Genomic DNA, 25,753 nt, shown 5'->3' with positions numbered 1-25,753 from the left:
TTGCCACTACTGATGATAAGAGCAGTAATGAGGGCGCTAGTTAGGGCAGGCGATGTATAGTTGATGGATAGTTACTAGAGAAGTTAAAAGTTTGCGAACTCGGGTAAAGATTTGCGGTATTACTAGGCTAGAGGATGCTCAGGCAGCAATTGCTGCAGGTGCTGATGCGCTTGGTTTTGTCTTCTACGCAAAGAGCCCGCGTGCGGTCACGATTGAACAGGCCGCTACCATCATTTCGCAACTTCCAGCTTTTGTTACGACCGTCGCGCTTTTTGTAGATGCGAGTGCAGATTTTGTTGAGTCAGTGATCAATGAAACTGCCATTGATCTGCTCCAGTTTCATGGCGATGAGTCGCCAGAGTTTTGTAGCGCCTTTGCGCGTCCATACATTAAAGCGCTGCGCATGCGTCCAGAGATGGATCTGAGTTCGGCGATTGAGACGTATGGAACTGCACAAGGGATGCTTCTTGATTCCTACACGCCAGGTACGCCAGGTGGTACGGGTGAGACCTTTGATTGGTCGAGAATCCCAGCTCACCATGCGTCTAAGATCATCCTTGCGGGTGGTCTCGATTCGGCAAACGTAGCTCAAGCTATTGCGCAGGTTAAACCCTACGCAGTTGATGTGAGCGGAGGTGTTGAATCGGCTAAAGGGATCAAGGATGTTGAAAAGATTAATCGATTCTTGAATGAGGTCTACCGTGCCAACTAACGATAACAGCAAGGTGCAACTTCCAGACGCAAACGGCCATTTCGGTATTCATGGCGGTCGTTTCGTATCAGAGACACTAATGGGTGCTCTTGAAGAGCTGGAAGCGCTTTACGATAAGCTCAGTAAAGATCCTGATTTTCAGGCTGAATTTGATAAGGATCTAGCTCACTACGTGGGTCGTCCTTCGCCGCTATACCATGCGGAGCGTCTCTCTGCTCACTGTGGCGGCGCTCAGATTTGGCTAAAACGTGAAGACCTAAACCACACCGGTGCTCATAAGGTGAATAACACCATTGGTCAGGCTCTGCTTGCGAAATACATGGGTAAGCCACGTGTTATCGCTGAAACAGGTGCAGGCCAGCATGGTGTCGCTTCTGCAACGGTTGCTGCGCGACTTGGCCTTGAGTGTAAGGTTTACATGGGTGAAGAGGATGTTCGTCGTCAGGCACTGAACGTCTACCGTATGCGTCTTCTAGGTGCTGAAGTTATTCCAGTCACTTCTGGTACTCGCACACTTAAAGATGCCATGAACGAAGCGATGCGTGACTGGGTAACTAACGTAGATAACACCTACTACATCATCGGTACCGCTGCAGGCCCACACCCATACCCTAAGCTGGTTCGTGACTTCCAAGCTGTTATTGGTCGTGAGACTAAACAGCAGTCGATGGCGCAAATTGGTCGTCTTCCAGATGCAGTTGTCGCTTGTGTTGGTGGTGGCTCTAACGCGATTGGTATGTTCTACCCATTCATCGATGATGAAGCGGTTCGTATGATCGGTGTCGAAGCGGGTGGTTACGGTCTAGAGACTGGTAAACACGCTGCACCACTTACTGCGGGTCGTCCAGGCGTTCTTCATGGTATGCGTACCTACTTGATGGAAGATGATGCGGGCCAGATTATCGGTACTCACTCTGTCTCTGCAGGTCTAGATTATCCAGGCGTGGGTCCTGAACATAGCTACCTTAAAGATATCGGCCGTGCAGAGTATGTTGCGGCAACCGATGAAGAGGCGATGGATGGTTTCCGTAAGCTGACTCAGATTGAAGGTATCATGCCGGCGCTTGAGTCTGCACACGCTGTTGCGCACGCAATGAAGATGGCTAAAGAGATGCGTCCAGACCAGGTAATTGTTGTAAACCTATCGGGTCGTGGCGATAAAGATATTCACACCGTCGCAGGCATCGACGGCATAGAGATCTAATTGGAGTAGTTTGATGAGTCGTATTGAAGCCTGCTTTGCTGCAATGAAAGCGGATGGTCGTAAAGCGATCGTCCCTTACGTGACAGCCGGTGATCCGAATCCACAGGTAACTGTGCCGCTAATGCATGCGCTTGTTGAAGCGGGTGCAGATGTGATCGAGTTGGGCGTTCCATTCTCAGATCCGATGGCGGATGGCCCTGTTATCCAGTTAGCTTGTGAGCGTGCACTTGTTCACGGTACGCGTCTTCTGGATGTTCTTGATATGGTGGCGGAGTTTCGTCGCACCGATGATAAGACCCCAGTGGTCTTGATGGGTTACCTAAATCCTATCGAAGCTATCGGTTACGAAAACTTTGCGACCCGTGCTAAAGCTGCCGGTGTTGATGGCGTTTTGGTGGTTGATATGCCGCCGATTGAGTCAGCTGGCTTGATGGATGCCCTAAAGGCAGAGAATCTTGATATTATCTTCCTAATTGCACCAACGACCTCTCCAGTACGTCGTGCAGCAATTTGTAAGCAGGGCAGTGGTTACCTCTACTATGTATCAGTTAAGGGTGTAACGGGCTCTTCGGCATTGAACGTAGATGAAGTGGCAAGCTACATCTCAGATATGCGTCAGGATACAGACCTACCAATCTGTGTAGGCTTTGGTATTCGTGATGGAGCGTCAGCAGCGGCGGTATGTCAGGTGGCTGACGGTGCTATCGTAGGCAGTGTGTTGGTCAATAAGATCGCTGAACTAGCAAACGATGCAGATAAAATTCCTGCAGCAGTCGCTGCAATTGTTAAAGATATGCGTGAAGCGATCGACGCCTAAGGCGCATTGATCGAACGAGGATTTGAGATGAGTAACTGGTTAGAAAAAATTGTACCTTCACTGGCTCGTAATGATGCGAAGAAGCGTAATAGCGTACCAGAGGGTCTTTGGGAAAAGTGCCCTAAGTGTGAATCGGTACTCTACAAGCCTGAACTCGAAAAGACCCTGTTTGTCTGCCCTAAGTGTGATCACCACCTACGCATCGGTGCGCGTCAGCGTTTGAACTACTTCCTTGATGCAGGTTCTACACAAGAGATCGCAGCAAACATTGAGCCGATCGATCGTCTCAAGTTTAAAGATTCGAAAAAGTACAAAGACCGTCTAACCGCTGCACAGCGTGATACCGGCGAGAAAGATGCACTTGTTGCGATGAAGGGTACCCTAGAGGGTATGCCAGTTGCCGCTGTTGCATTTGAGTTCCGCTTCATGGGCGGCTCAATGGGTACCGTTGTTGGTGAGCGATTCGTGCGTGCTGCTGAAGTATCACTGGCTGAGGGTATTCCACTAGTTTGTTTCTCAGCATCAGGTGGTGCCCGTATGCAAGAGGCGCTCTTTTCCCTAATGCAGATGGCGCGTACCTCTGCGGTTCTTGAAGAGATGCGCGTGCAGGGTATTCCGTTTATCTCTGTACTGACTGACCCTGTCTACGGTGGTGTGTCAGCAAGTCTTGCTATGTTGGGTGACCTTAACGTGGCTGAGCCGCGTGCCCTTGTTGGTTTTGCTGGCCCTCGTGTTATCGAGCAGACAGTGCGTGAGAAGCTTCCTGAAGGTTTCCAGCGAAGTGAATTCCTTCTAGAGCATGGTCAGGTAGATATGATCATCGAGCGTGGTGAACTGCGCGAGCGCCTTGGTAAGATTCTTCGTCAGATGCAGGGTAAACCTGCACTGGCTAAGTAACTCCAATAGCCAGTACGAGTCGTTAAGATGTCAAATTCGATCGCAGCCAAATCTTTAGCCGACTGGCTGGCGCGTATCGAAGCTGGGCACCCGACTGAGATCGATTTGGGTCTTGATCGGGTTAGCCAGGTAGCAGGTCGACTCAACCTCAATTTTAGCCAATCTAAAGTGATCACTGTTGCCGGTACTAACGGTAAGGGCAGCAGCTGTTCATTGTTGGAAGCAATCCTTCAAGCGGATGGTAAAAGTACAGGTGTCTACTCATCACCTCACTTTATAGATTATAACGAGCGCATAAGAATCAATGGCTTAAATGCGGATAATGAAGTTATAGTTGATGCTTTTGAGGCGATCGATGCTGTGCGCGGTGAGATCTCTCTAACCTATTTCGAGTACGGTACGCTTGCCGCACTGAAGATCTTTTCAGATGCGCAACTTGATTTTGTGATTCTTGAAGTGGGTCTCGGTGGACGACTCGATGCGGTCAATATTATTGATGCTGACATCGCTGTTATCACCAGTATCGCTCTCGACCATATCGACTGGTTGGGTGACAGTCTCGAGTCGATTGGCCGTGAGAAAGCCGGCATCTTTCGTGCAGCTAAACCGGCAGTTATCGGTTTAGCTCAGCCACCACGTTCTATCATTCAGCACTCAAGCGAGCTCAATACACCCCTCTACATTCGTGACCAAGATTTCCACATGGATCTATCAGCCGTCTCATGGAACTGGGCGGGCCTTGATAAGCTAGGTGAACACATCGCTTACTTAGATCTACCTCTGCCGAAACTGCCTGTTCGTAATGCGGCAACGGTACTTCAAGTGTTGAGTTTAATAGCGCCGGACTGTCCTATCGAGGCGATCCATAAAGGGTTGGCGACGGCAGATTTAACCGGTCGTATGCAGCGAGCACAATTGGGCGATGCAGAGATGATTCTCGATGTTGCCCACAACCCTGAAGCGGCTACATATCTAGCGCAGCAGTTGTTGGCTGAGCCGGCAAACAAGAAACGCACCCTTGTATTGGGGATGTTGAAAGATAAAGATCGCGAAGCGGTGATTGAAGCGCTGAAACCTGTGGTTGATAGCTGGAAGCTGGTCTCATTAGAGGGGCCGCGTGCTAGCACAGCTGCTGAACTTAAAAATCTTCTTGGATCAAACCTAGAGGTTGATCTCTACGACTCAACTCAAGCGGCTCTGTCTGAACTTGAGGGTAGTTTGAGTAGCGATGATCAAGTTCTAGTCTGTGGTTCATTTTTAACTGTCACGGAGGCTCTGGCGTGGCTCAAGACGCGTTAGTTCAAGCGAGTATTCGTCGCCGCTTAATTGGTTTAGCAGCGCTACTGATTATTTCGTTGGCTGTATCGCCGCTGATCTTTGATGCAGCGGGCTACAAAGAGCGTCATATTGAGAATCGGATTCCACCACGTCCTGAGATGCCAGCTATTGTTGAGGCGGCGCCTGCTGCAGTTGAAGCGGCTCCGGAGGTGGTAGAGGCTAAACCGGAGCCTGCTAAGGTTCTCGAGCCGGTCGTGGTTAAAGCGCCGCCAGTTGAGATTGTCGAAGCTGCTAAAAAGCGTGCACCGCAAGATGTAGCACCCTCTGAAGATATGCCAACCCTTGACGCTAACGGCATTCCAGCCGCTTGGTCTTTGCAGTTGGCTAGCTTCCGTGATGAGCGAAATGCAAAATCACTGCGTGCTGAGCTGACGCAGGCGGGTTACAAGGTCTACATACGTCGTGCGGATGAGTTGGTTCGTGTCTATGTTGGACCAGAGATGCAGCGTACACGTTTAGAGAAACTTAAAGTAACCATCAAAGAGCAGTACTCTTTGGATGGTATGATTGTTCGGTTTACCACTGAATAGTTGATTGGGTTCATCAATGGGCTCTGTTAGAATGGCGCCCGTTTTAGAGTTGGGACACTCCAAATGATCTGGACTGATTGGGTTATCCTCGGCATTGTGGGCATTTCAGCCCTATTTAGCCTTAAGCGCGGTTTCGTGCGTGAGGCCCTATCGCTTATCACTTGGGTCAGCGCCTTCATCATAGGCCGACTATTCTCAAGCCAACTCAGTATCTATCTTACCGACTACATCGATACACCTTCACTGCGCGTGTTGGCGGCCTTCGGTATACTCTTTGTTCTTACTCTGATTGCAGGCTCCCTTGTTGCCATGTTGGTGACAGCGCTGGTGAGCGCAACAGGTTTATCGGCCACTGATCGCATCCTCGGTATGGGATTTGGTGTTGTACGTGGCGGTCTATTGGTTGTGATTATTGTGATGCTATTGGGTATGACCCCAGTCACAGAGGACCAATGGTGGCAAGATTCTCAGCTCATTCCTCACTTCGTATTGATGGAGGAGTGGACGAAAGAGACAGCGAAACAGTTAGGCGGGGCGATCTGGTCAATGAGTAATGACTCAGTGATCTCCGGTGCAAATAAATAGTTCGATATAGGTAGATCGGATGTGTGGAATAGTTGGCATTGTTGCCAAATCCTTCGTTAACCAGACCATCTTTGATACGTTGACTGTGCTACAGCATCGTGGCCAGGACGCAGCAGGTATGGTGACCTGTGAGGGTAACCGTTTCTTTCTTCGTAAAGACAACGGGCTCGTGAATGAGGTGTTCCGTACACGTCACATGAAGAAGCTGAACGGCAACATGGGTATTGGTCATGTCCGTTACCCTACAGCGGGTAGCTCCAGCTCTGCTGAAGCGCAGCCATTCTATGTGAACTCACCTTACGGTATAGCACTGGCGCACAACGGTAACCTCACCAACTCAGAGAAGTTGGCGGATGAGATCTTTCGTGAAGATCTTCGTCACGTAAACACCACCTCTGACTCTGAAGTACTTCTAAACGTTTTTGCACACGAACTTCAGCAGTTGGGTAAGTTGGTTCCTTCCGCAGATGATATCTTCCAGGTTGTGGCGCGAGTGCACCAGCGCTGTGAAGGTGGTTATGCAGTAGTGACCATGATTACAGGTCAGGGTCTGGTTGCGTTCCGTGATCCGTTCGGTATTCGTCCGCTCATCTATGGTAAACGTGAAACGGAAGATGGTACTGAGTACATGGTCTCTTCTGAGTCTGTTGCCCTCGATACAGCTGGTTTTGAAATTATTCGTGACGTTGCCCCTGGTGAAGCTATCTTCATCTCACAGGATGGTGAAATCTCAACGAAACAGTGTGCAAGCAAGTCGACGCTCGCGCCTTGTCTATTTGAGTATGTCTACCTAGCACGTCCTGACTCAATTCTAGATGATGTACCTGTTCACAACTCGCGTATGGCGATGGGTGTGAAGCTTGCAGATAAAGTGCGTCGTGAGCGTCCAGATCACGATATTGATGTGATCATGCCGATACCAGACACCAGCCGTACGGCGGCACTGGAGATGGCTAAGAGCTTGGGTGTTACCTACCGTGAAGGCTTTATCAAGAACCGTTACATCGGTCGTACCTTCATCATGCCGGGACAGACTCAGCGTAAGAAGTCGGTGCGCCAGAAACTCAACCCTATCTCTGTAGAGTTCAAAGGTAAGGTTGTAATGCTGGTAGATGACTCTATCGTGCGCGGTACAACATCGGCACAGATCGTCGAGATGGCTTATCAGGCGGGTGCACGTAAGGTCTACTTTGCATCAGCAGCGCCTGAAGTTCGTTTCCCGAACGTATTCGGTATCGATATGCCAAGCGCACAGGAGTTAATTGCTCATGGTCGTACCCCCGAAGAGGTGGGTGAGGCGATCGGATGTGATTGGATGCTCTATCAAGATCTTGAAGATCTAAAAGATTGTGTGACTCAGTTCAACTCATCGATTCGTGAATTCGATACCTGTGTATTTGATGGTGAGTATGTAACGGGCACTGTAACTCGCGACTACCTCGACAGCATCAATGCTAAGCGAAATGATGATGCGAAGGCGTCACGCGAAGATGAAGCAGATCAGGGAAATGAGTCTGCTAACCTACATAAAGCGTTCTAAGGAATAGAGATGGCGCGTAAAGGCTTTGAACGACCAGAACGAATTCAGTTCAATGATGATGGCTATGAGCTAGATACATTGGCGGTTCGTGCAGGTCAGTACCGCAGTGAAGAGGGTGAGCACTCAGATGCTATTTACCCAACCTCGAGCTTTGTCTACAGCTCGGCACGTGAAGCTGCGGCAACCTTTGGTGGTGATGAAGAGGGGAATATCTACTCACGCTTCACTAATCCAACGGTTCAAGCGTTTGAGCGTCGTATTGCAGCACTAGAGGGTGGTGAGCGTGCAATCGCAACTGCCTCTGGTATGGCCGGCATCATGAGCCTTTGTCTCTCATTGATGAAGCATGGAGATCATGTGGTCTGCTCGCGCTCCGTTTTTGGTTCAACTGTTTCGCTATTCGATAAGTACGTATCGCGTGCGGGCATTGAGACTACCTACGTCGATCCAAAAAACCTTGATGCTTGGCGTGCTGCGGTTCGTCCAACGACCAAGATGTTTTTCCTAGAGACGCCAAGTAACCCTCTTGCAGAATTAACCGATATCGCAGCGGTAGCCGAAATTGCTCATGCCGCTAACGCGAAGTTGGTCGTGGATAACTGCTTCCTCACACCAGTTCTACAGAAGCCGCTGGCACTGGGTGCTGACATCGTAATGCACTCTGCAACTAAGCACCTTGATGGACAAGGCCGTGTGGTGGGTGGCGTCGTGGTAGGACGCGATGCTGATATGGAAGAGGTGTTTGGCTATATTCGTACTGCCGGTGCCTGCTTAAGTCCTTTCAATGCTTGGGTCTTCCAGAAAGGGTTAGAGACACTGCCACTGCGTATGCGTGCACACTCTGAAGCGGCGCTTGAAATTGCACAGTGGTTAGAGACTCAACCAGGTATTGCTTGTGTCTACTACTCAGGTCTTGAGTCGCATCCACAACATGCGCTGGCAAAACGTCAGCAGAGCGGTTTCGGTGCGGTGATGGGTTTTGAAGTGGTTGCTCCCGCGGGTGAAGAGAAAGCTGCAGCGTGGCGCTTTATCGATGCAACCCAGATGGTCTCTATCACCGGTAACCTCGGTGATGTGAAGAGTACGATTACCCATCCTGCGACAACAACTCACGGCCGTATGTCTGCGCAAGCGCGTGCAGAAGCGGGCATCCACGATAATCTCATTCGCCTATCCGTGGGTCTTGAGAGTGTTGAAGATCTCAAAGCCGATCTACTCCGCGGCCTAGCTGCAATCTAATAGCTCTATGAGACTGATCGTTGCCCCAATGGAGGGTGTCGTAGATTTTAGTATGCGACGCCTTCTAGCTAAAACCGGTGGCGCTGATCAGATGGTGACTGAGTTCATTCGCGTTAACGACACGCTTTTACCACCAAAGATATTTCATAAACTGGTCCCAGAACTCGAGTCTGACTACTGCGGATACGGCGACATCCCGTTGGTTGTTCAGCTGTTAGGCTCTGATCCAGAATCCCTAGCCAATAATGCCCTGCGTGCCCTAGAGCTTGGCGCACCTGCCATTGATATGAACTTTGGCTGTCCAGCAAAGACTGTTAATAAGAGTCGCGGTGGTTCTATTCTGCTGAAAGAGCCTGAAGTCGTACACGACTGTGTTAAAGCGGTTCGCGATGCGGTGCCAGCTAATATCCAAGTATCAGCGAAGATGCGCCTTGGGTATGAAGATAAATCCCTTGCGATTGAGAATGCCCAAGCAATAGAGGCTGCAGGGGCAAGTTATTTAACTGTGCACGCCCGGACCAAAGTGGAGGGGTATAAACCACCAGCTCACTGGGAGTGGATCGCTAAGATCAAAAACTCCATCGATATACCTGTTATCGCTAATGGTGAGGTGTGGAATCCTGATGACTACTGGCGTTGCCGTGAGGTAAGCGAGTGTGACGATGTGATGATTGGCCGCGGTTGGGTGGCCAACCCCTTTCTTGCACGTCAGATCAAAGATGAAACCTTCCCGCGTGAGCTAGAGGAGAGCTGGCAGCTTCTCAAACCTTACATGCTCGGATTCTACAACGATGTGATCGCACATATCGAAGAGCGCCACGTTCACGGCCGAATCAAACAGTGGCTACAGATGCTGAGCTGGCATTACCCACAAGCCAAAATCCTATTCGATGAGATCCGCACCGAGCGCAACGCGCAGAGGGTGGGGGATGTGCTTAAAGCAAGATTGGGGTCTGTTTGATAAGGGCTTGGTGAATCGTCACGCTTGGGAATACACAACGTTGCACGTTGTGATCGCGGCTTCCCGCTCCACGGGAATGCGCTCCTACGGTGTATTTCCAGAGTCGCGTAGGAGCGCATTCGCCATAGGCGAAGCCGCGAAAAAACTGACGGGATCAGTTTTTAACAGCTTTAGCTGGCCCGAAGGGCGAGGGCAGGAGCCCGAGTAAAATTAAAAATATGCAGCCCGCTCAGGTGGTGGGAATTGATAAAAAAACGCGGCAAAGGCCGCGTTTTTTATACAATCACCAGAAATTAATTAATCTCAATACGACGTGTCTTCATCGCTTCTGGGATTTCGCGGAGAAGTTCAACGTGAAGTAGGCCGTTCTCCATAGATGCATTCTCAACGAGTACGTGGTCGGCGAGTTGGAAGCGACGCTCAAAGTTACGTGCAGCGATGCCTTGGTATAGGTAGGTGCGCTCTACTTGGTCTTCTGCTTTATTGCCACGGATCACAAGGTTGCCGCTCTCGCTGGTAATCTCAATCTCTTCGCGAGTAAATCCTGCTACAGCCATCGTAATGCGGTAGGTGTTCTCACCAGTCGCTTCGATGTTGTACGGAGGGTAAGCAGACTGCTGTTCGTTACGTGAAGCTGTATCGATCATATTAGCTAGACGATCGAAGCCGATAGCAGAACGGTAAAGTGGTGTTAGGTCAAAATTACGCATAGTCATATCCTCAAATTTAAGCAATATGTGCCACCCATCAGGCGTGGCGGTTTAGGTTAAGGAGAGTGCCTTTGCCCCTCTCCTGTATATAAATATGGGGGTTGGTTTTTGGGTTTCAAGGGGGGCGTATCGGACCATCTACAAGGCTCCGGTGACTGGCTTTCAGCCTGTCATCCGCTGTTCGATTCATTATGGCGTCTGGAAAATGCTCAAAAGCCGATGACCGGCTGAAGGCCGGTCACGGGTGCTCTTTGAGCACAAAAAAACGCGGCAAAAGCCGCGTTTTTTATTAAAGCTAAGAAGCTTAAAGCGTATATACCACAGCCAACCAGCCCACTAGCGACATGGTGACAGTGTATGGCAGTGCCATCCACACCATGGTGCCGTAAGAGAGGCGAATCAGGGGAGCGATCGCTGAGGTCAGTAGGAACAGGAATGCCGCCTGGCCATTAGGTGTTGCCACCGATGGGATGTTGGTACCAGTGTTGATCGCTATCGCTAGGTGATCCAGTGTCTCACGAGTGATAGTGCCTGCATTGTAGGCCGCCAACACCTCATTGATGTAGACAGTCGCCACGAAAACGTTATCGGAAATTGCAGATAGGATACCGTTTGCGATGAAGAATACCGAAGGCTGCTGGCTAGGTTCTAGTGCTAGCGCCATATCGATGATCGGCTGGAATAGGTGCTGATCATGGATAACAGATACCACGGTAAAGAAGACAACCAGCAGTGCTGTGAAGGGGAGTGCCTCTTCAAATGCTTTGCCTATTTGGTGCTCTTCAGTAATACCGTTAAATGCAGTTAAGAGGATGATAACGGTTAGACCGATCATACCGACTGCTGCAAGGTGGAAGGCAAGTCCGATGATTAGGAAGAGAGCAACAGCTGCTTGCACCCATAGGCTTACACGCTGTTTCTGAGTCATCTTGCTGCTCTGCTCTTCAGCATAGCTAACTAGGATATTACGAACAGTCTCTGGTAGCTGGCCACCGTAACCAAAAAGTTTGAACTTCTCTACAAACACACAGGTGATTAGACCGATTGCCAGTACTGGCATGGTAATGGGTGCCATGCGTGTAAAGAACTCCACGAAATCCCAGCCCACTTTGTTTGCGATAAGAAGGTTTTGCGGCTCGCCAACTAGCGTACATACGCCACCTAGCGCTGTACCTACAGCACCGTGCATCAATAGACTGCGAAGAAAAGCGCGGAAGTTCTCAAGGTCAGTACGACGATCCTCTTGAACCTCACCATCATGAGTGTGGTCGTGCGCTGAGTCATGTTGTTTACCTGAAGCGACCTTGTGGTAGACCGAGAAGAAACCAACCGCAACGGCAATAAGTACGGCCGTTACTGTCAACGCATCAAGGAAGGCAGATAAGAAAGCGCCTGCTAAAGAGAAGAGCAGTGAGATAACAATTTTCGAGCGGATCTTGGTCAGGATTTTGGTAAAGACCCAAAGCAGTAGGTCCTTCATAAAGTAGATTCCCGCCACCATGAACATCAGAAGCAGAATAACCTCTAGGTTGTTCGATACTTCGTGGTAGACGTTGTGCGGGTCTGTGAGTCCAATTACTACCGCTTCAATCGCGAGTAGGCCACCAGGCTGAAGTGGGTAACACTTAAGTGCCATGGCGAGTGTGAAGATGAATTCAAAGATCAAAAGCCAACCAGTAACGACTGGCCCTACTGTATAGAGTAGGATAGGGTTGATCACCAGAAAGAAGATGATCGCTTGTTTGTACCAAACCGGCGAGTTGCCAAGAAAGTTACGGGACAGGGCTGCTACCGCACTTTGTTGCATAGTGGATCTCCACCTTATTAATATAGTTAGCGATTTATTATGCTTTAATCTAACGATATTTCCAAATGTGATATATCAATCTATGGTCTAATAATGGCCTAATAACTCGGAGTGAATCAATTGAAACTGCTGCTTGCACATGGAAACCGCTTGCTCGCTTTTGACCCAGGTCGACAGATGGAATTTGATCGTATCGGTGTTGCTTCAATTGTAGATAGCGAAACCGAAATCGAACGTTTTACTGTGTTGCCTGGTGTTTCGTTGATTCGTCTTTCAGTTGCGCCTGAAGACTCTAAGGTGGTTGACCTCCGTGCAGAGTTACAAAACTCAGATGCAGAGCGATTCCAAATGCTCTCGCGCGCCCAGCAGTTGTTGAGTTGGCGAGTGAATCACCAGTTCTGTGGCCGTTGTGGTACCGAAAAGCGGTTTGGTTCTACCGAAATGGTACTTATATGTCCAAGCTGCACACACCACGCTTACCCACGCATATCGCCATGTATCATCACGCTTGTAGAGGATGGTGATCGCATACTGCTTGCTCACAATGCCCGCTTTGATGAGAACCGCTTCAGTACTCTGGCAGGATTTGTCGAAGCGGGTGAGAGTGTTGAACAAGCTGTCGCGCGTGAGATAAAAGAGGAGGCGGGAGTTGATATAGGCGAGTTTCGCTACTTCAAGAGTCAGGCGTGGCCCTTCCCAGATTCGCTAATGCTCGCCTTCTTTGCTCAATATCAGGGTGGAGAGCTACAGCCAGATGGAGTTGAGATTACTGAGGCGCGTTGGTTCACCCGTGATGAACTTAATAGTGTTACTTTGCCGCCAAAGTTTTCAATCTCTCGTCAGTTGATCGACGACTGGGTTAACCGTTCTTCTTGAACAGTTTGCCCAGCTTAGTTGCTAACATAACATCGCCTTCGGCACGTAGCTGCCCCTTCATGAAGGCGCTCATGCCATCGATTTCACCCGTAACCACGCCAATAAAGACCGCTTCATCCATATAGAGGGTGATGTTTGGGTCCTTATGTTCCCCCCAAGCAGAGGCAAGGCTGCCATTCTGAATATCCAGATAGAAGGAGTCGGCATCATTGATGGAGAACTGAAAAACTTTATTGAGGTCTGAAGCAGCTTCTGAGTTAAAGCGGTCAGTGAGTTTGTTGAATACTCTCTCAAGGGTAATATCGCTAGACATTGTTACTCTCTAGTTAGCGCTGAATTGGCGCAGCTATGGTAACCTAGCGTGAATTGATTATCGACTTTCGATTTAGAGGTGAATAGTGACAGAGTTTTTGACCGACTACGGTCTATTTCTAGCTAAAACAGCTACTTGGTTAATTGCGATTCTTTTTGTTGTGGCCTTTATTGCCGAGAGTGCGCGCCGTCGTAAGCACAACGATGGCGAGATCGAAGTGGAGTCTCTAAACGACCATTTCCGCGACCTTAAAGAGACCTTGGAAGATTCGATTCTTGATGAGTACCGTCTGAAAGCGATTCATAAAGCGCAGAAGAAACAGGATAAAGAGGACGCTAAGGCGCGTAAAAAGGCGGCTAAGTCTGATGAAGAGGATGATGAAGAGCGTAAGCGCCTCTATGTAATCGACTTTGATGGTGATATCCACGCCTCAGAGGTTGATGCGATGCGTGAAGAGATCAGTGCGATCATTGCCATGGCACGTGAAACTGACGAAGTAGTGGTGCGTTTAGAGAGTGGCGGTGGTTTGGTCCACAGCTACGGTCTGGCATCTTCACAGTTAGAGCGCATTCGTCGCCGTAACATTCCTCTGACTATTTGTGTCGATCGAGTAGCAGCAAGCGGTGGCTACATGATGGCCTGTATCGCCAATCGCCTAATTGCAGCTCCTTTCGCCTTGATTGGCTCCATTGGTGTAGTAGCTCAAATCCCTAACTTCCATCGTCTGTTGAAGAAGAACGACGTTGATTATGAAGTGCTGACAGCAGGTGACTACAAACGCACTCTGACCATGTTTGGTGAGAATACCGACAAGGGGCGTGAGAAGTTTGTAGAGGAGCTTGAAGATACTCACTCTCTATTCAAAGAGTTTGTCTCTGAATACCGTCCACAGCTGGATATCGAGAAGGTCGCTACGGGTGAGGTGTGGTTTGGTCGTCGTGCTTTAGAGAATCAACTGATCGACCAGATCGAGACCAGTGATGACTACCTATTCAACCTGAGCGAAGAGGCGGATATCTATAAGGTGAAGTACCGTCCAAAACAGACCTTGCAGGATAAGCTTCAGAACATGGGTGTTTCGGCACTGTCGCAACTGGCCTCGCGTGCTTGGGGTGCGGTTTCTCAGAGTCGTTTTTGGGTGCGTTAAAAGGTTCTTTCTAAATGGTTGCCCAGATCCGCATCTCTATATCGCAGCAGCAGCTCACACTGATTGATGAGCAGGGTGAAACTAGCCAATGGTCGGTTTCAACGGCAGCCAATGGCGTCGGTTCAAGACAGGGTTCGGGTCGTACACCTCTAGGTCGCCATCAAATCAAGATTAAAATTGGTGAGAGCGCCCCAGAGAATGCGGTCTTTGTTGGGCGTCGTGCGACCGGCGAGATCTATACACCTGAATTGGCTGTAGCAGAGCCGCAGCGAGATTGGATTCTAACGCGCATCCTCTGGCTGTCGGGTTTGGAATCTGGAGTAAATAGGGGTGGCGATGTTGATACCTTGCGTCGTTATATCTATATCCACGGTACCCCCGATAGCGAACCTATGGGTATTCCCAAATCCCACGGTTGTGTGCGAATGCGCAATGCCGATCTTTTAGAGTTATTTGATAAGGTGTCGCCAGGCACCCTAGTCGACATCGTTAATTAGGAGTTAGAGATGAGTCGTGGCGCATTGATGCTTGATATCGCTGGTACAGAGTTAACCGCGGCAGAAGCGCAGCAGTTGAGCTCGCCGAAGATTGGCGGTCTGATTCTATTTTCTCGTAACTTTGAATCACCTGCACAGTTGCGCCAGTTGATGGTAGCTATCCGTCAGGTTCGTCCAGATATGTTGGTAGCGGTAGATCAAGAGGGTGGGCGTGTTCAGCGTTTTCGTGAAGGGTTTACTCGTCTGCCTGCGATGCGTACCCTGGCTGATCAGTGGCAAGTGAATGCCATTAAAGCGATTGCGTGGGCACATGAGTTGGGTTGGTTAATGGCCAGTGAGCTTCGTGAGTATGATATCGATATCTCCTTTGCGCCTGTGCTAGATCTCGACTTTGGCCACTCAGAGATTATCGGTGATCGCTCATTCGGACGAACTCCCGCGATGGTAGAGCAGTTGGCGGGTGCCTTTATGTCGGGCATGCACGAAGCGGGTATGGCAGCGACCGGTAAACACTTTCCTGGTCACGGTTGGGTAGAGGTGGATTCACATCTTGGGTTGCCTATTGATACTCGCAGTTTTGCCGAGATCGACGAAGAGGATCTTCAGCCCTTCGCTAAACTCATTAAGCGTGGCCTTGATGCCATCATGCCTGCGCATATTCAGTTCACTAAAGTCTGCTCGCAACCGGCCGGTTTTTCGGAGTTTTGGCTGCAGCGCCAACTTCGCGAGCGCCTTGGTTTTGATGGTGTGATCTTTAGTGATGACCTCTCTATGGAGGGTGCGGCAGCTACAGGTAGCTACTCTGATCGGGCAGATGCAGCATTAGCTGCGGGATGTGACATGGTGCTGGTGTGTAACGCACCTGAAGCTGCGAAAGAGGTGTTAAGTCATCTAGAGTCGTTAGGCCATAAGGGTTCACATCGCATTGAACGTATGCGAGCAAGACCGAAACGTCAGATAGATTCAGAGCGCTTGGCGCGTGCCCGCACACTTGCGAAAGAGCTTATCGAATCGAACTCTTAATTGTTGTGACTGATAATTTTTGTAACTGATTTAACTGATTTAACTGATTTAACTCTACTAACGAGGGGCTGAGATGCTTAACAACCTACTCAACTGGCTTACATCACCACTACTGGAGTCTGTACCCGCTTTAGTTCCTTACCAGTGGGCGCTAGAGGGTGTTTTAGTACTCGCCCTTACATTGTTCGTCTCTCTTCTAAGCAGTGCACTGTTAGACCGCATAGTGCCGATGATTGCCAATCTTTCAGAGACCTGGAACGAGGTGGTGATAGATACCCTGCGTCCACCTCTGAGTCTGTTGATTTGGATTGTTGGTCTTACGCACGCCTTTGATATCGCCGTTACCTCGCTCGACTCAATCGATCAGACCGTAGCACAGGCAGTGCGTGCCTTTGCTTATATCCCATTGGTTGCATGGACCGTGATTCGATTTATCGAGCGGGTGGAGCATCGAATGGTGTTGGGCGTAGCGGGTAAGCCCGGTGTCGATAAGATGACCGCCGATGCAGTGGCTAAGTTGCTAAGGCTTACAGTGATCGTCTTTACGGCACTAATTCTACTTCAGCATCTAGGGGTTAGCGTCTCCGGTATTCTCGCCTTTGGTGGTGTCGGTGGTCTTGCTGTCGGTTTTGCGGCTAAAGATCTGCTTGCGAACTTCTTTGGTGGTCTGATGATCTATATGGATCGTCCATTTAAAGTGGGCGACTGGATTCGTTCACCGGATCAAGAGATAGAGGGTACCGTAGAGGCGATCGGATGGCGTCTAACGCGTATTCGCACCTTCGATAAGCGTCCGCTCTATGTGCCAAACTCAACCTTTACCAATATCTCAGTAGAGAACCCATCGCGTATGCACAACCGCCGAATCTACGAGACGGTAGGGGTGCGTTACGATGATGCGCAGGTGGTTGAGTCGATCGTTAAAGGCATTAAAACGATGCTTAAGAACCACCCAGAGATCGACCATACCCAAACCTTGATCGTAAACCTCAACCACTTCGGGCCATCCTCGCTCGATATTATGATTTACACCTTCACCCGCACCGTTGATTGGGTGAAATACCATGAAGTGAAGCAGGATATTCTCGTTAAAGTGATGGAGACCATCCAACTCCACGGCGCCGAAATTGCCTACCCAACCTCAACCCTGCACCTAGCATCGATGCCAGAGCCGGGTTGATAGCTAAAGATTGATAAGCTTGATCTCTTTTTAAGATCAAAAGCATTTCTACCCGACTTACGTCGGCCAGCCTTACTTTTCCCTTGTCGGAAAAGTAAGCAAAAGGACACCCCGCTCCTTCGGCCTTCGGCACACTGTGCGCGATACTCTTTTTCTGAAGCTTATCAGGACCGCACAAACCGTTAATTGCTCCTGCATTAACGGAATACATGCCATCCATGGCATTAAGTCGGCTCCTGCCTCCGTTGTGCTCTTCGGCCGTCCATGGCCTTAGCCTGACAAGCTTTTAACCGAAAAAAAGTAACGTGCTCGTTCTCAGTCGGACGGGGAAATAGGGTGCCAAATTCGAATCTCGTGCCAGTCGTCAACGTCCGATCGAGGGTAGGAGCTAGCCTGAAAGGCGAAGCGATGCTTTTAATATTTCGCTTCGCCCTGTGGGCTAGCTCCTACAAAAATCATTGAACGGAGCGTGCCGCAGGCCGAGTGAGCGTGGTCATTTTTTATAACCATGGATGGTTGGTATACCGAAAATGCAGGACGCAATTTTCGGTGAGGGTGCTTTTTGCTGACCAAAAAGTACCAATGACCAGTCTTTAGGCTGGATATTTGCTTTTGGTTTTGATCTGGCTATCGCTATTGCTGCTTCAAAAGCTCTTCCAACGTCGCTGGCTCTTCTGCAGCAGGCGGGGTTGGTTCTTCGAACAGGTCGGGGGTGCTGTCTTTTATGGGGCGGAAGAGGACGAGCATGCCGAGCACTGGGTGGTCGATGTAGTGGAGGTCGGTCGACTTCATTCGGCGGGTTTCGTTTAGGCGAATGGTCTTTTCGGGTGGCAGTGCATCGCTAAATCTGTCGGGGTAATAGGAGATTACAGGGTTGACGTGAAGGTAGCGTTGACGCTCGATATTGATCGTCCCTTCGAAGCTTCCCATTGGATCTAAAATCATCACACTCGATTTACTGCCAGGGCTGAAACGCTCTAACCAACTGTTGTGATAAAGAACCTGATAACCTTTTTTATTCAAACGGTTAGCTTGGTCAATTAAAGCAAAATCTGTAATAGATAACTCTTCCATTCGGCTTAGTAATACACCCTCATTGAAGAGGGGTACTGCCGCTTTTGAGTAGTCGAGAGGTGGTAGATTCTCACGCCACTTCTCCTCATCCATTGCTGGCTCTTTCTGTTTAAAAAGCACCACCTCAACTGAGTAGAGGTTATCCAACTCCTTCAGTTCGCCTGATAGCGGAAGCAGTGTCTCTGCAGCCTGAATCGATGTGGTCGATAGGATTAAGAGTGCCGCTGGCGCGAATGGTTTTAGGAGCTTTTTAAACATATCTCTTAGCCTTGCCCTTAGGTCGGGTTGGATAATGTATCAAGTAATGCTTCGATTGTCTGGAAGCGGGTCTCGGCATTTTCCATCGGTATCGTAAACTTGAAAGCCGTAGCCCCATCCAATTTATAGACTTTTGGTTGGCTCTGCACAAGTTTGATCAGGGTGTATGGGTCGACGCAGGTATCTTCTGCGAACTCTAAACGCCCAGAACCTGCACCCGCATCTAGCTTAATCACATCGAGTTTCTCAGCTTTGAGTTTGATAGAGGTCTGGCGCACTAGGTTATTCACCTGTGGTGGCAGAATACCAAAGCGATCGATCATCTCTACCTGCAATTCGCGTAGGCCTTCGTCATCTTTGGCGTTGGCGATGCGCTTATACATAATCAGGCGGTTATGCACATCCGGTAGGTAGTCATCAGGTATGAGGGCAGGGAGCTGCATATTCACTTCACAGCCGTGGCGCAGGGGTTGATCCAAGTTAGGGGTTTTGCCCTCTTTAATCGACTCTACTGCCTGTTCAAGCATCTCCATGTAGAGCGAGAAGCCTATAGTCTGCATCTGGCCAGACTGCTCTTCACCCAACAGTTCACCGGCACCACGAATCTCCAGATCGTGGGTAGCCAGTGTAAAGCCAGCCCCAAGGGTGCTTGCTTCAACTATCGCCTCTAAACGTTTCGCTGCATCCCCAGAGATCGACTTAGGATGCGGTGTCAGCAGGTATGCGTATGCTTGGTGGTGAGAGCGCCCGACACGGCCACGCAACTGGTGTAGTTGCGCTAAACCAAACTTATCGGCGCGATCAATAATGATTGTGTTGGCGTTCGGAACGTCGATACCGGTCTCGATAATGGTGGTCGAGATGAGCACGTTAAAGCGCTTATGGTAGAAGTCGCTCATCACCTGTTCTAGTTCACGCTCGCGCATCTGGCCGTGGCCAATACCGATGCGCGCCTCTGGAATCAGCTCCGCTAACTCACGTGCAGTCTGCTCGATAGTCTTAACTTCGTTGTGAAGGTAGTAGACCTGGCCACCACGCAGTAGCTCACGAAGTACCGCCTCTTTAATCATGGCGGGGTCAGATTGGCGCACAAAGGTCTTTACTGAGAGACGCTTGGCTGGCGGCGTTGCAATGATGGAGAGGTCACGCATACCGGACATCGCCATATTGAGCGTTCGTGGGATAGGCGTTGCCGTCATTGTCAGGATATCCACCTCAGCGCGCAGAGATTTAAGACGCTCTTTCTGTTGCACACCAAATCGGTGCTCCTCATCGATAATGAGTAGACCAAGGTTCTTAAACTTGATGTCGCCCTGAATCAGCTTATGAGTACCGATAAGGATATCGACCTTACCTGCCTCAACACGCTGAATAATCTCATCCTGCTGCTTACCGGTTTTGAAGCGTGAGATGAGATCGACCTCAAGAGGCCAATCGGCAAATCGATCGCGGAAGTTTTCGAAGTGCTGCTGGGCAAGAAGGGTAGTAGGTACCAATACAGCCACCTGCTTACCACCCTGGGCTGCGATAAAGGCAGCGCGCATCGCCACTTCAGTTTTACCAAAACCTACATCACCACAGACAAGACGATCCATCGGCTGCGGCGACTGCATATCTCGACGAACTGCGTCAATCGCCATCGCTTGATCAGGTGTCTCCTCAAATGGGAATCCGCGCGAGAATTGATCATAGAGTGCGTCATCAACACTGTACTGGTAACCCTCACGGGCGGCACGGCGGGCATAGATATCAAGCAGCTCTGCTGCCGCATCACGTACCTTCTCAGCGGCTTTACGGCGTGCCTTAGACCACTGCTCAGTGCCCAAACGATGTAGCGGAGCGCTATCATCGCTCGCGCCTGTGTAACGGCTAATCAGGTGCAGAGATGAAACTGGCACGTAGAGTTTCGAATCATTGGCATATTCAAGCGTCAGGAACTCAGTTTCAGCACCGCCCAGTGTAATGGTTTGTAACCCAAGGTAGCGGCCGACACCGTGGTCTATGTGGACAACCGGGTTGCCGATGGTCAGCTCTGAAAGGCTTCGAACTGCTTGGTCAGCATCACTCTGTTCGCGTTGGCGACGACGGCGTTGGAATACCTGGTGGCCAAACAGCTGTACCTCAGAAACAACCTCAATCACGCCAGGAATGCGAAGACCCTGTTCCAGCGGTGCAATACAGATAGCCAGCTTCTCGCCAGATTCAATAAACGAATGCCAGCCATCAACCGGTTTCGGCTTGATCGACATGGCGCTAAGTTGAGTTAACAGCGCTTCACGGCGGCCTGCTGATTCTGCACAAATAAGAAGCGGTACTTTAATTGTATCGATCAGATTTGCCAGTGGGCGCAGCGGTTCTGCCGCTGTCGGTGCTGTACTTAGTATGGGCGGTGCTTCTGCGCCAATATTATCGCGTCCCGCTTTACTATCTTCCGCTTCAGGATTGAGCCGTATCGAAGGCCATAACTTCAGTGAACCGGCCAACTCATCCGCATTAAGGAATAGCTCTTCAGGTGTCAGAATAGGGCGGGTGATATCGCCCAAGCGGTCATTAAAGCGGGTGTAGACGTTTTTGAAGAACTGGATTGCTGCCTCATGTATCCCTTGCTCCTGCACTACAAGGGTCTCTTCTGGAAGATAGTCGAAGAGGGTGGCGCACTGTTCAAAGAATAGCGGTAGGTAGTACTCGATCCCGGCTGGTGCTAATCCTGATGAGACATCTTGATATATAGGGCAGGCACCGTAATCGACGTCAAAGCGTTTACGCCAGCGCGCTTTAAAGCTGTCTATCGCTGCAGAGTGAAACGGGTATTCGCGTGCGGGCAGAATACGGACACGCTCAATCTGATCGACCGAGCGTTGTGACTCTGGATCAAAGGTGCGCAGAGTATCTATCTCATCATCAAACAGATCGATACGCAGTGGCGCCGAGGTGCCTGTCGGGAATAGGTCGATAATCGCCCCGCGTATAGCAAACTCGCCGTGCTCGTAGACGGTATCCACCAAAGTGTAGCCAGCATCAATCAGTTGGCTACGCATCTTGTCAGCATCTAACTGTTGACCCTTCTCAAGCCAGAAGACGTTGCCCCCCACAAACTCCTTAGGCGCAATGCGTTGCATTGCGGTGGAGACAGGTACAACAATAACGCCAGACTTAAGACCTTGGAGTCGATAAAGGGTCTCTAAGCGTGCTGAAGTGATATCTTGGTGTGGCGAGAAACTATCGTATGCGAGCGTCTCCCAATCTGGAAATAGCATTACCGGCAGTGAGTCGCCAGCAAAGAAGCGTATTTCGCGGCGAATTCGGCTCGCGCTTTCAGAGTCATTACAGAGGATTAGCACTGGCGACTGGTGTGCCATACGTAGCTGTTCTATTAACCACCCGGTAGCGGCGCCCTGAATTTGGCCAATACGGCGAACATCACCAGGTCGTTTGGGGGTAGTGAACTTTACAGTCAACGCGCTTTCCTTAATATCTGATATGATTTTTGCTTGGCTTCTGTATAGGCAAACCTTGAGGTTCTGCATTTTAGCTAGCCCACTGCTATTAGCCCAGTATTATGATCGGTAATTCACTGAGTTTATTGTTATTAGTTGGCATGAAAATTGCTTAACCAATGGCAGTAAATTTTTGTTTTTGCCTTCATGCTATAAAGCAGAGGGTATGGATTGAGTAGAGTTATGCGTTTTTTAAAAAAAATAGATCCAGCTAATTCGGTGTTAGAAATTGCCAATAGTGAATCGGTAATGCGTCGCTACACAGGCATTGCCTTTGTCGGCTTTATGCTAATGACAATCGCTACTCGCACTTTGCAACTTCTTTCTGAAATTGGTTGGAGTACAGCTCAATGGTTTGTTTTTCCAACGATAATGTCGCTGCTTAGTATTTCACTGTTCTCTCTATTTAAAGGGGCGCAAGTAGGGTTTCTGTTGCTTAAACTTATGGTTTGGCTCATCTTGCCGCTCTTCGCCTTTGGATTAATAACGGTAGGATACATTCCCTATGCGGTGATACCTGGCGCTATGCTCTTATCTCTGTTTTTGCTACCAAGCCAGCAGAGGCGCTTCTACCTCTATCTAGGTCTGCTCGCACTTCTCTTCATTACGCTGCAAAACTTTACTGGCGATGAGTTGCTGTATGGATTGAGGTCTCTCAGTGCAACGCTTGTCGGTGGGCTGGTGTTTATTCGAATGTTAGCGGGTGAAAAAGCCGTTATTGAGGGTGAAAGCTATAAATTAAGAGACTTTGTAGGCCTCTTTGCCGCTTTAGGCGTGCTGGTAGTGCCCGTTTGGGGGGTGGTCTCTGATGACTTTGGTTTCACCCATCCAGAGGGTACATTAATGGCTGCGGGGCTTTTCATTGGTCACGCTGTGCTCTCCAAATTTTATCCAGCTTACCCATACAGAGCGACTCTGTTCCTTATCCTTTTCTGGTTAGTCACGGTCTACGAGTTATACACCAATCAAGAGGCGGGGATGCTGTTTCTACCGGCAGCTGCCGTTGCAGTTTACTTCGTTGCACCGGCACAACAGGCGAGGCGTTTTATGCTGTCGCTTCTGATTGTTGTTCTATTGGGGTTCGCTAAATTTGTCGAGATCAATTATCTGGTGCTATTTCCGCGACTGTTCATGTTGGCAGTTGTCTGTTGGTTATTGGTTGATCTAGTGGCAATGGGTATTGCGCACCGAGGGGAGAAACAGTCTCAGCTGTTAGGCAGCGAGCAGGGGCGTTTTAGCAATGTTCTGTGGATACGCACAACTGTCTTTACAGTACTTATTACAACTCTAGTGTTAATGGCATTGGTACCTGTTATTCAGCACATCGACCGTACACGTTACCAAGAGCAATTGGCATTTGCAGCATCTCATCTGGAGTCGAATGTTCATCAATTTGAACAAGATATGCTCCGTTTTGTGGGTGATTTGAATTTGCGTGCCCGATCAAATTTAAGTCAACAGTATCTAACAGCTCCTTCAGCTAGTTTGCATCTTCTATTGGAGAGTGATCTTGTCTCCTTGGTAGAGAACGAGCCCTTCCTGCTGCAGGCAAGGTTGTTGGATAGCTCTGGTCAAGAGATCATACGTGCCAATAAGGATAAATCTGGTGTTTTCGCTGTAGAGCCTAGTCAATTACAGGATAAATCCGCTCGCCCCTATTTTTACGAAACTAGAGCTATGGGCTTAAATGAGTTTTATATCTCTGAAATCGATCTAAATATTGAAAATGGCACGGTTCAGGTGCCTCATCAACCCGTTCTCCGAATCGCAGCGCCAGCCTTTGATACCTTGGGTAATAGACGTGGTGTTTGGGTGTTTAATTTTGATGCTGACGCTCTACTTAAAAATTATGCTCAATATGATCCACATGAAGAGGAGCTAAACTTTTTAGTCGCTACAAGCGGTTCCCTCATCATGGCGCCTGAGGGATACCCCTTATGGGCAGAATCACTGGATTTGCAAGGTTCGCGCTTTGAAGATTCCTACCCTGAGATTTGGCAACAGATAGAGTTGCGTAAAAACAGCAGTTCAGTCGAGATTATTGAGCAGGGGGACCAAGTGGCTTTCTTAATGCGAGTTGACCTTGCTCAAACGGTTACGGAGCGTATGCAGCGAGAGTTGAGCGTTAAACTAAGTGAAACTGCTACCTTTAGTCGGATCAAATCTTCAAATCCAGTTCTGTTTATCCAGATTTTACCTAAGGAGTCGCTTGCTCAATTCGCACTTATTGGTAGCCCTATTGCTCTATTTTGGCTAGTTGTGACTCTGCTACTCATACTTTTAGTCGCATTTTCAATTGCCTCCCTAATGGCTCGCTCTGAAGAGCTTGAGTTGCAGAGTCGCCAGCTTGAAAGAACTGTGCAATTGGCTGAACAATCCGCAGAGTCGAAAGGGCGATTTTTAGCCACCATGAGTCATGAGATACGTACGCCGCTCAATGGTGTGTTGGGCATGTTGGTGTTGGCTAAAGAGGAGTGTGCTGATACGCAACTCAAGTCTCGACTCAATTTGATTGAATCCTCTGCCAATGCGCTGCGCAACATCGTGGATGATATTTTGGATATATCGAGACTAGAGCAGGGCGGAATTATGTTGGAAAAACGCAGTTTTTCGCCCAAATCGATGCTTGAGGAAGTTTCGGCCTTGTTTAAGCCGGTTGCGCAGCAAAAGGGTGTGGAGCTAGAGATTCAGAGTCAATTAGCAACATCTAACCTACTCGGTGATAACCACCGTATCAAACAGATATTGTCTAACCTTGTTGGTAATGCAATTAAATTTACAGAACAGGGGCGCGTAACCATCCGTTCTGAACTTGTAGATGCTGAGGGTGCAAATCCGAGATGGCGGATCGCTGTTGAAGATACAGGTATCGGTATGAGCGCGGATCAGATTAAAACACTGTTCGAACGCTTTACCCAGGCCGATGACTCAATTAGTCGCCGTTTTGGTGGTTCCGGCTTAGGTTTAAGTATCTCCAAGCAGCTCGCTGAATTGATGCAGGGTGCGATAGCCGTGACAAGTGAAGAGGGTAAAGGAAGCTGTTTTACCCTTGAGATACCCGTTGAGTTGGCTGCTGCCGATCAGCTTCAAACGGAAGTCGAAGCGCTGAATCCATTTGAAAAGGTCAAAGTTGTGGCAGGTAAGCGACTGTTGGTGGTCGATGACAGTCCAACCAACCGTATGGTTGCGCAAGGACTGCTCAATAAGATGGGAATGCAAGTCACGACTGCAGATGGCGGCCAGGCTACAATTTTGGCGATTAAAGAGTCTTTGCCAGATCTTATTCTGCTAGATATTCATATGCCGGAGATGGATGGTTTAGCGGTCGCTAAAGCTATCCGCGCAGGTGTTGCTGGGGATGAGGCTAAGGCGCTACCAATTATTGCGTTAACCGCGGCTGCTTTTGAATCCGATCGCGAAAATGCCTTAAATGCCGGCATGAATGGGTTCCTATCGAAACCGATTAACCCAGCTGAATTAGCTGCAGAGTTGTTAGATAAATTAGCTGATTAGGTGTTACAAGCTTAGAGTCAATAAGGGATAATAAC

Annotated in this window: 21 protein-coding genes; 16 read left to right on the top strand and 5 right to left on the bottom strand. The window is 49.3% G+C overall.

The window, feature by feature from the left end:
- Positions 1-91: 91 nt before the first annotated feature.
- The 10 genes from HH196_RS04215 (at position 92) to HH196_RS04170 (ending at position 9,823) form a co-directional block, all read left to right on the top strand.
- Positions 92-712, top strand: coding sequence for a phosphoribosylanthranilate isomerase (locus tag HH196_RS04215; protein ID WP_169450819.1), 621 nt, complete (start codon positions 92-94; stop codon positions 710-712).
- Positions 702-1,916 carry a tryptophan synthase subunit beta gene (gene trpB / locus HH196_RS04210; protein ID WP_248276895.1) on the top strand — a complete coding sequence of 405 codons (1,215 nt, stop codon included), beginning with the start codon at positions 702-704 and terminating at the stop codon, positions 1,914-1,916. The genes HH196_RS04215 and trpB overlap by 11 nt, the downstream gene beginning before the upstream one ends.
- 13 nt (positions 1,917-1,929) lie before the next feature.
- Positions 1,930-2,733, top strand: a complete 804-nt coding sequence (gene trpA / locus HH196_RS04205; protein WP_169450817.1) for a tryptophan synthase subunit alpha — start codon at positions 1,930-1,932, stop codon at positions 2,731-2,733.
- 27 nt (positions 2,734-2,760) lie between these two features.
- Positions 2,761-3,630 carry an acetyl-CoA carboxylase, carboxyltransferase subunit beta gene (gene accD / locus HH196_RS04200; protein WP_169450816.1) on the top strand — a complete coding sequence of 290 codons (870 nt, stop codon included), beginning with the start codon at positions 2,761-2,763 and terminating at the stop codon, positions 3,628-3,630.
- A gap of 27 nt (positions 3,631-3,657) precedes the next feature.
- On the top strand, positions 3,658-4,929 hold the full coding sequence (gene folC / locus HH196_RS04195; RefSeq protein ID WP_169450815.1) for a bifunctional tetrahydrofolate synthase/dihydrofolate synthase: 1,272 nt from the start codon (positions 3,658-3,660) through the stop codon (positions 4,927-4,929).
- Positions 4,911-5,498: an SPOR domain-containing protein gene (locus HH196_RS04190; RefSeq protein WP_169450814.1), complete on the top strand. Its 588-nt coding sequence runs from the start codon at positions 4,911-4,913 to the stop codon at positions 5,496-5,498. The genes folC and HH196_RS04190 overlap by 19 nt, the downstream gene beginning before the upstream one ends.
- A gap of 63 nt (positions 5,499-5,561) precedes the next feature.
- Entirely contained in the window at positions 5,562-6,083 is a 522-nt protein-coding gene (locus HH196_RS04185) for a CvpA family protein (RefSeq protein ID WP_169450813.1), read from the top strand.
- A 19-nt stretch (positions 6,084-6,102) separates the two neighbouring features.
- On the top strand, positions 6,103-7,623 hold the full coding sequence (gene purF / locus HH196_RS04180; protein WP_169450812.1) for an amidophosphoribosyltransferase: 1,521 nt from the start codon (positions 6,103-6,105) through the stop codon (positions 7,621-7,623).
- 9 nt (positions 7,624-7,632) lie between these two features.
- Positions 7,633-8,862, top strand: a complete 1,230-nt coding sequence (locus HH196_RS04175) for an O-succinylhomoserine sulfhydrylase (protein WP_169450811.1) — start codon at positions 7,633-7,635, stop codon at positions 8,860-8,862.
- Between the two features lie 52 nt (positions 8,863-8,914).
- On the top strand, positions 8,915-9,823 hold the full coding sequence (locus HH196_RS04170) for a tRNA-dihydrouridine synthase (protein ID WP_248276894.1): 909 nt from the start codon (positions 8,915-8,917) through the stop codon (positions 9,821-9,823).
- 293 nt (positions 9,824-10,116) lie between these two features.
- On the opposite strand, the gene HH196_RS04165 is transcribed toward HH196_RS04170, so the two are convergent.
- The gene (locus tag HH196_RS04165) at positions 10,117-10,533 is read right to left on the bottom strand and encodes an Hsp20 family protein (RefSeq protein WP_169450809.1); all 417 of its coding nucleotides are present in this window, start codon (positions 10,531-10,533) and stop codon (positions 10,117-10,119) included.
- A gap of 304 nt (positions 10,534-10,837) precedes the next feature.
- Positions 10,838-12,340, bottom strand: a complete 1,503-nt coding sequence (nhaB, locus tag HH196_RS04160) for a sodium/proton antiporter NhaB (protein ID WP_169450808.1) — start codon at positions 12,338-12,340, stop codon at positions 10,838-10,840.
- Positions 12,341-12,460: 120 nt separating this feature from the next.
- Here nhaB and nudC point away from each other — a divergent pair, with 120 nt between their 5' ends.
- Positions 12,461-13,216 carry an NAD(+) diphosphatase gene (gene nudC / locus HH196_RS04155; protein ID WP_169450807.1) on the top strand — a complete coding sequence of 252 codons (756 nt, stop codon included), beginning with the start codon at positions 12,461-12,463 and terminating at the stop codon, positions 13,214-13,216.
- Here the strand turns inward: nudC and HH196_RS04150 are convergent.
- Positions 13,200-13,529 carry an SCP2 sterol-binding domain-containing protein gene (locus tag HH196_RS04150; protein WP_211160818.1) on the bottom strand — a complete coding sequence of 110 codons (330 nt, stop codon included), beginning with the start codon at positions 13,527-13,529 and terminating at the stop codon, positions 13,200-13,202. The two genes, nudC and HH196_RS04150, sit on opposite strands and share 17 nt — an antisense overlap.
- Positions 13,530-13,614: 85 nt before the next feature.
- Between HH196_RS04150 and sohB the strand changes: the two genes are divergently transcribed.
- The 4 genes from sohB (at position 13,615) to HH196_RS04130 (ending at position 17,376) form a co-directional block, all read left to right on the top strand.
- Complete coding sequence (sohB, locus tag HH196_RS04145; RefSeq protein WP_169450806.1) at positions 13,615-14,676, top strand: protease SohB; 1,062 nt, start codon at positions 13,615-13,617, stop codon at positions 14,674-14,676.
- Between the two features lie 14 nt (positions 14,677-14,690).
- Positions 14,691-15,173 (top strand): L,D-transpeptidase, encoded by a 483-nt coding sequence (locus tag HH196_RS04140; protein WP_169450805.1) that lies wholly within the window; start codon positions 14,691-14,693, stop codon positions 15,171-15,173.
- Positions 15,174-15,182: 9 nt separating this feature from the next.
- Positions 15,183-16,196, top strand: a complete 1,014-nt coding sequence (gene nagZ, locus HH196_RS04135) for a beta-N-acetylhexosaminidase (protein WP_211160817.1) — start codon at positions 15,183-15,185, stop codon at positions 16,194-16,196.
- 73 nt (positions 16,197-16,269) lie between these two features.
- The gene (locus HH196_RS04130; RefSeq protein WP_169450804.1) at positions 16,270-17,376 is read left to right on the top strand and encodes a mechanosensitive ion channel family protein; all 1,107 of its coding nucleotides are present in this window, start codon (positions 16,270-16,272) and stop codon (positions 17,374-17,376) included.
- Positions 17,377-18,009: 633 nt separating this feature from the next.
- On the opposite strand, the gene HH196_RS04125 is transcribed toward HH196_RS04130, so the two are convergent.
- The gene (locus HH196_RS04125) at positions 18,010-18,708 is read right to left on the bottom strand and encodes a CsiV family protein (RefSeq protein ID WP_169450803.1); all 699 of its coding nucleotides are present in this window, start codon (positions 18,706-18,708) and stop codon (positions 18,010-18,012) included.
- A gap of 17 nt (positions 18,709-18,725) precedes the next feature.
- Positions 18,726-22,166 carry a transcription-repair coupling factor gene (gene mfd / locus HH196_RS04120; protein WP_248276893.1) on the bottom strand — a complete coding sequence of 1,147 codons (3,441 nt, stop codon included), beginning with the start codon at positions 22,164-22,166 and terminating at the stop codon, positions 18,726-18,728.
- A 222-nt stretch (positions 22,167-22,388) separates the two neighbouring features.
- On the opposite strand from mfd, the gene HH196_RS04115 reads away from it, so the two are divergent.
- Positions 22,389-25,718: an ATP-binding protein gene (locus HH196_RS04115; protein ID WP_169450801.1), complete on the top strand. Its 3,330-nt coding sequence runs from the start codon at positions 22,389-22,391 to the stop codon at positions 25,716-25,718.
- Positions 25,719-25,753 lie beyond the last annotated feature (35 nt).

Source organism: Marinobacterium sp. LSUCC0821 (genome assembly GCF_012848475.1).
Taxonomy (GTDB): Bacteria; Pseudomonadota; Gammaproteobacteria; order Pseudomonadales; family Balneatricaceae; genus Marinobacterium_E.
This window is presented reverse-complemented; position numbering and strand designations above follow the sequence as displayed.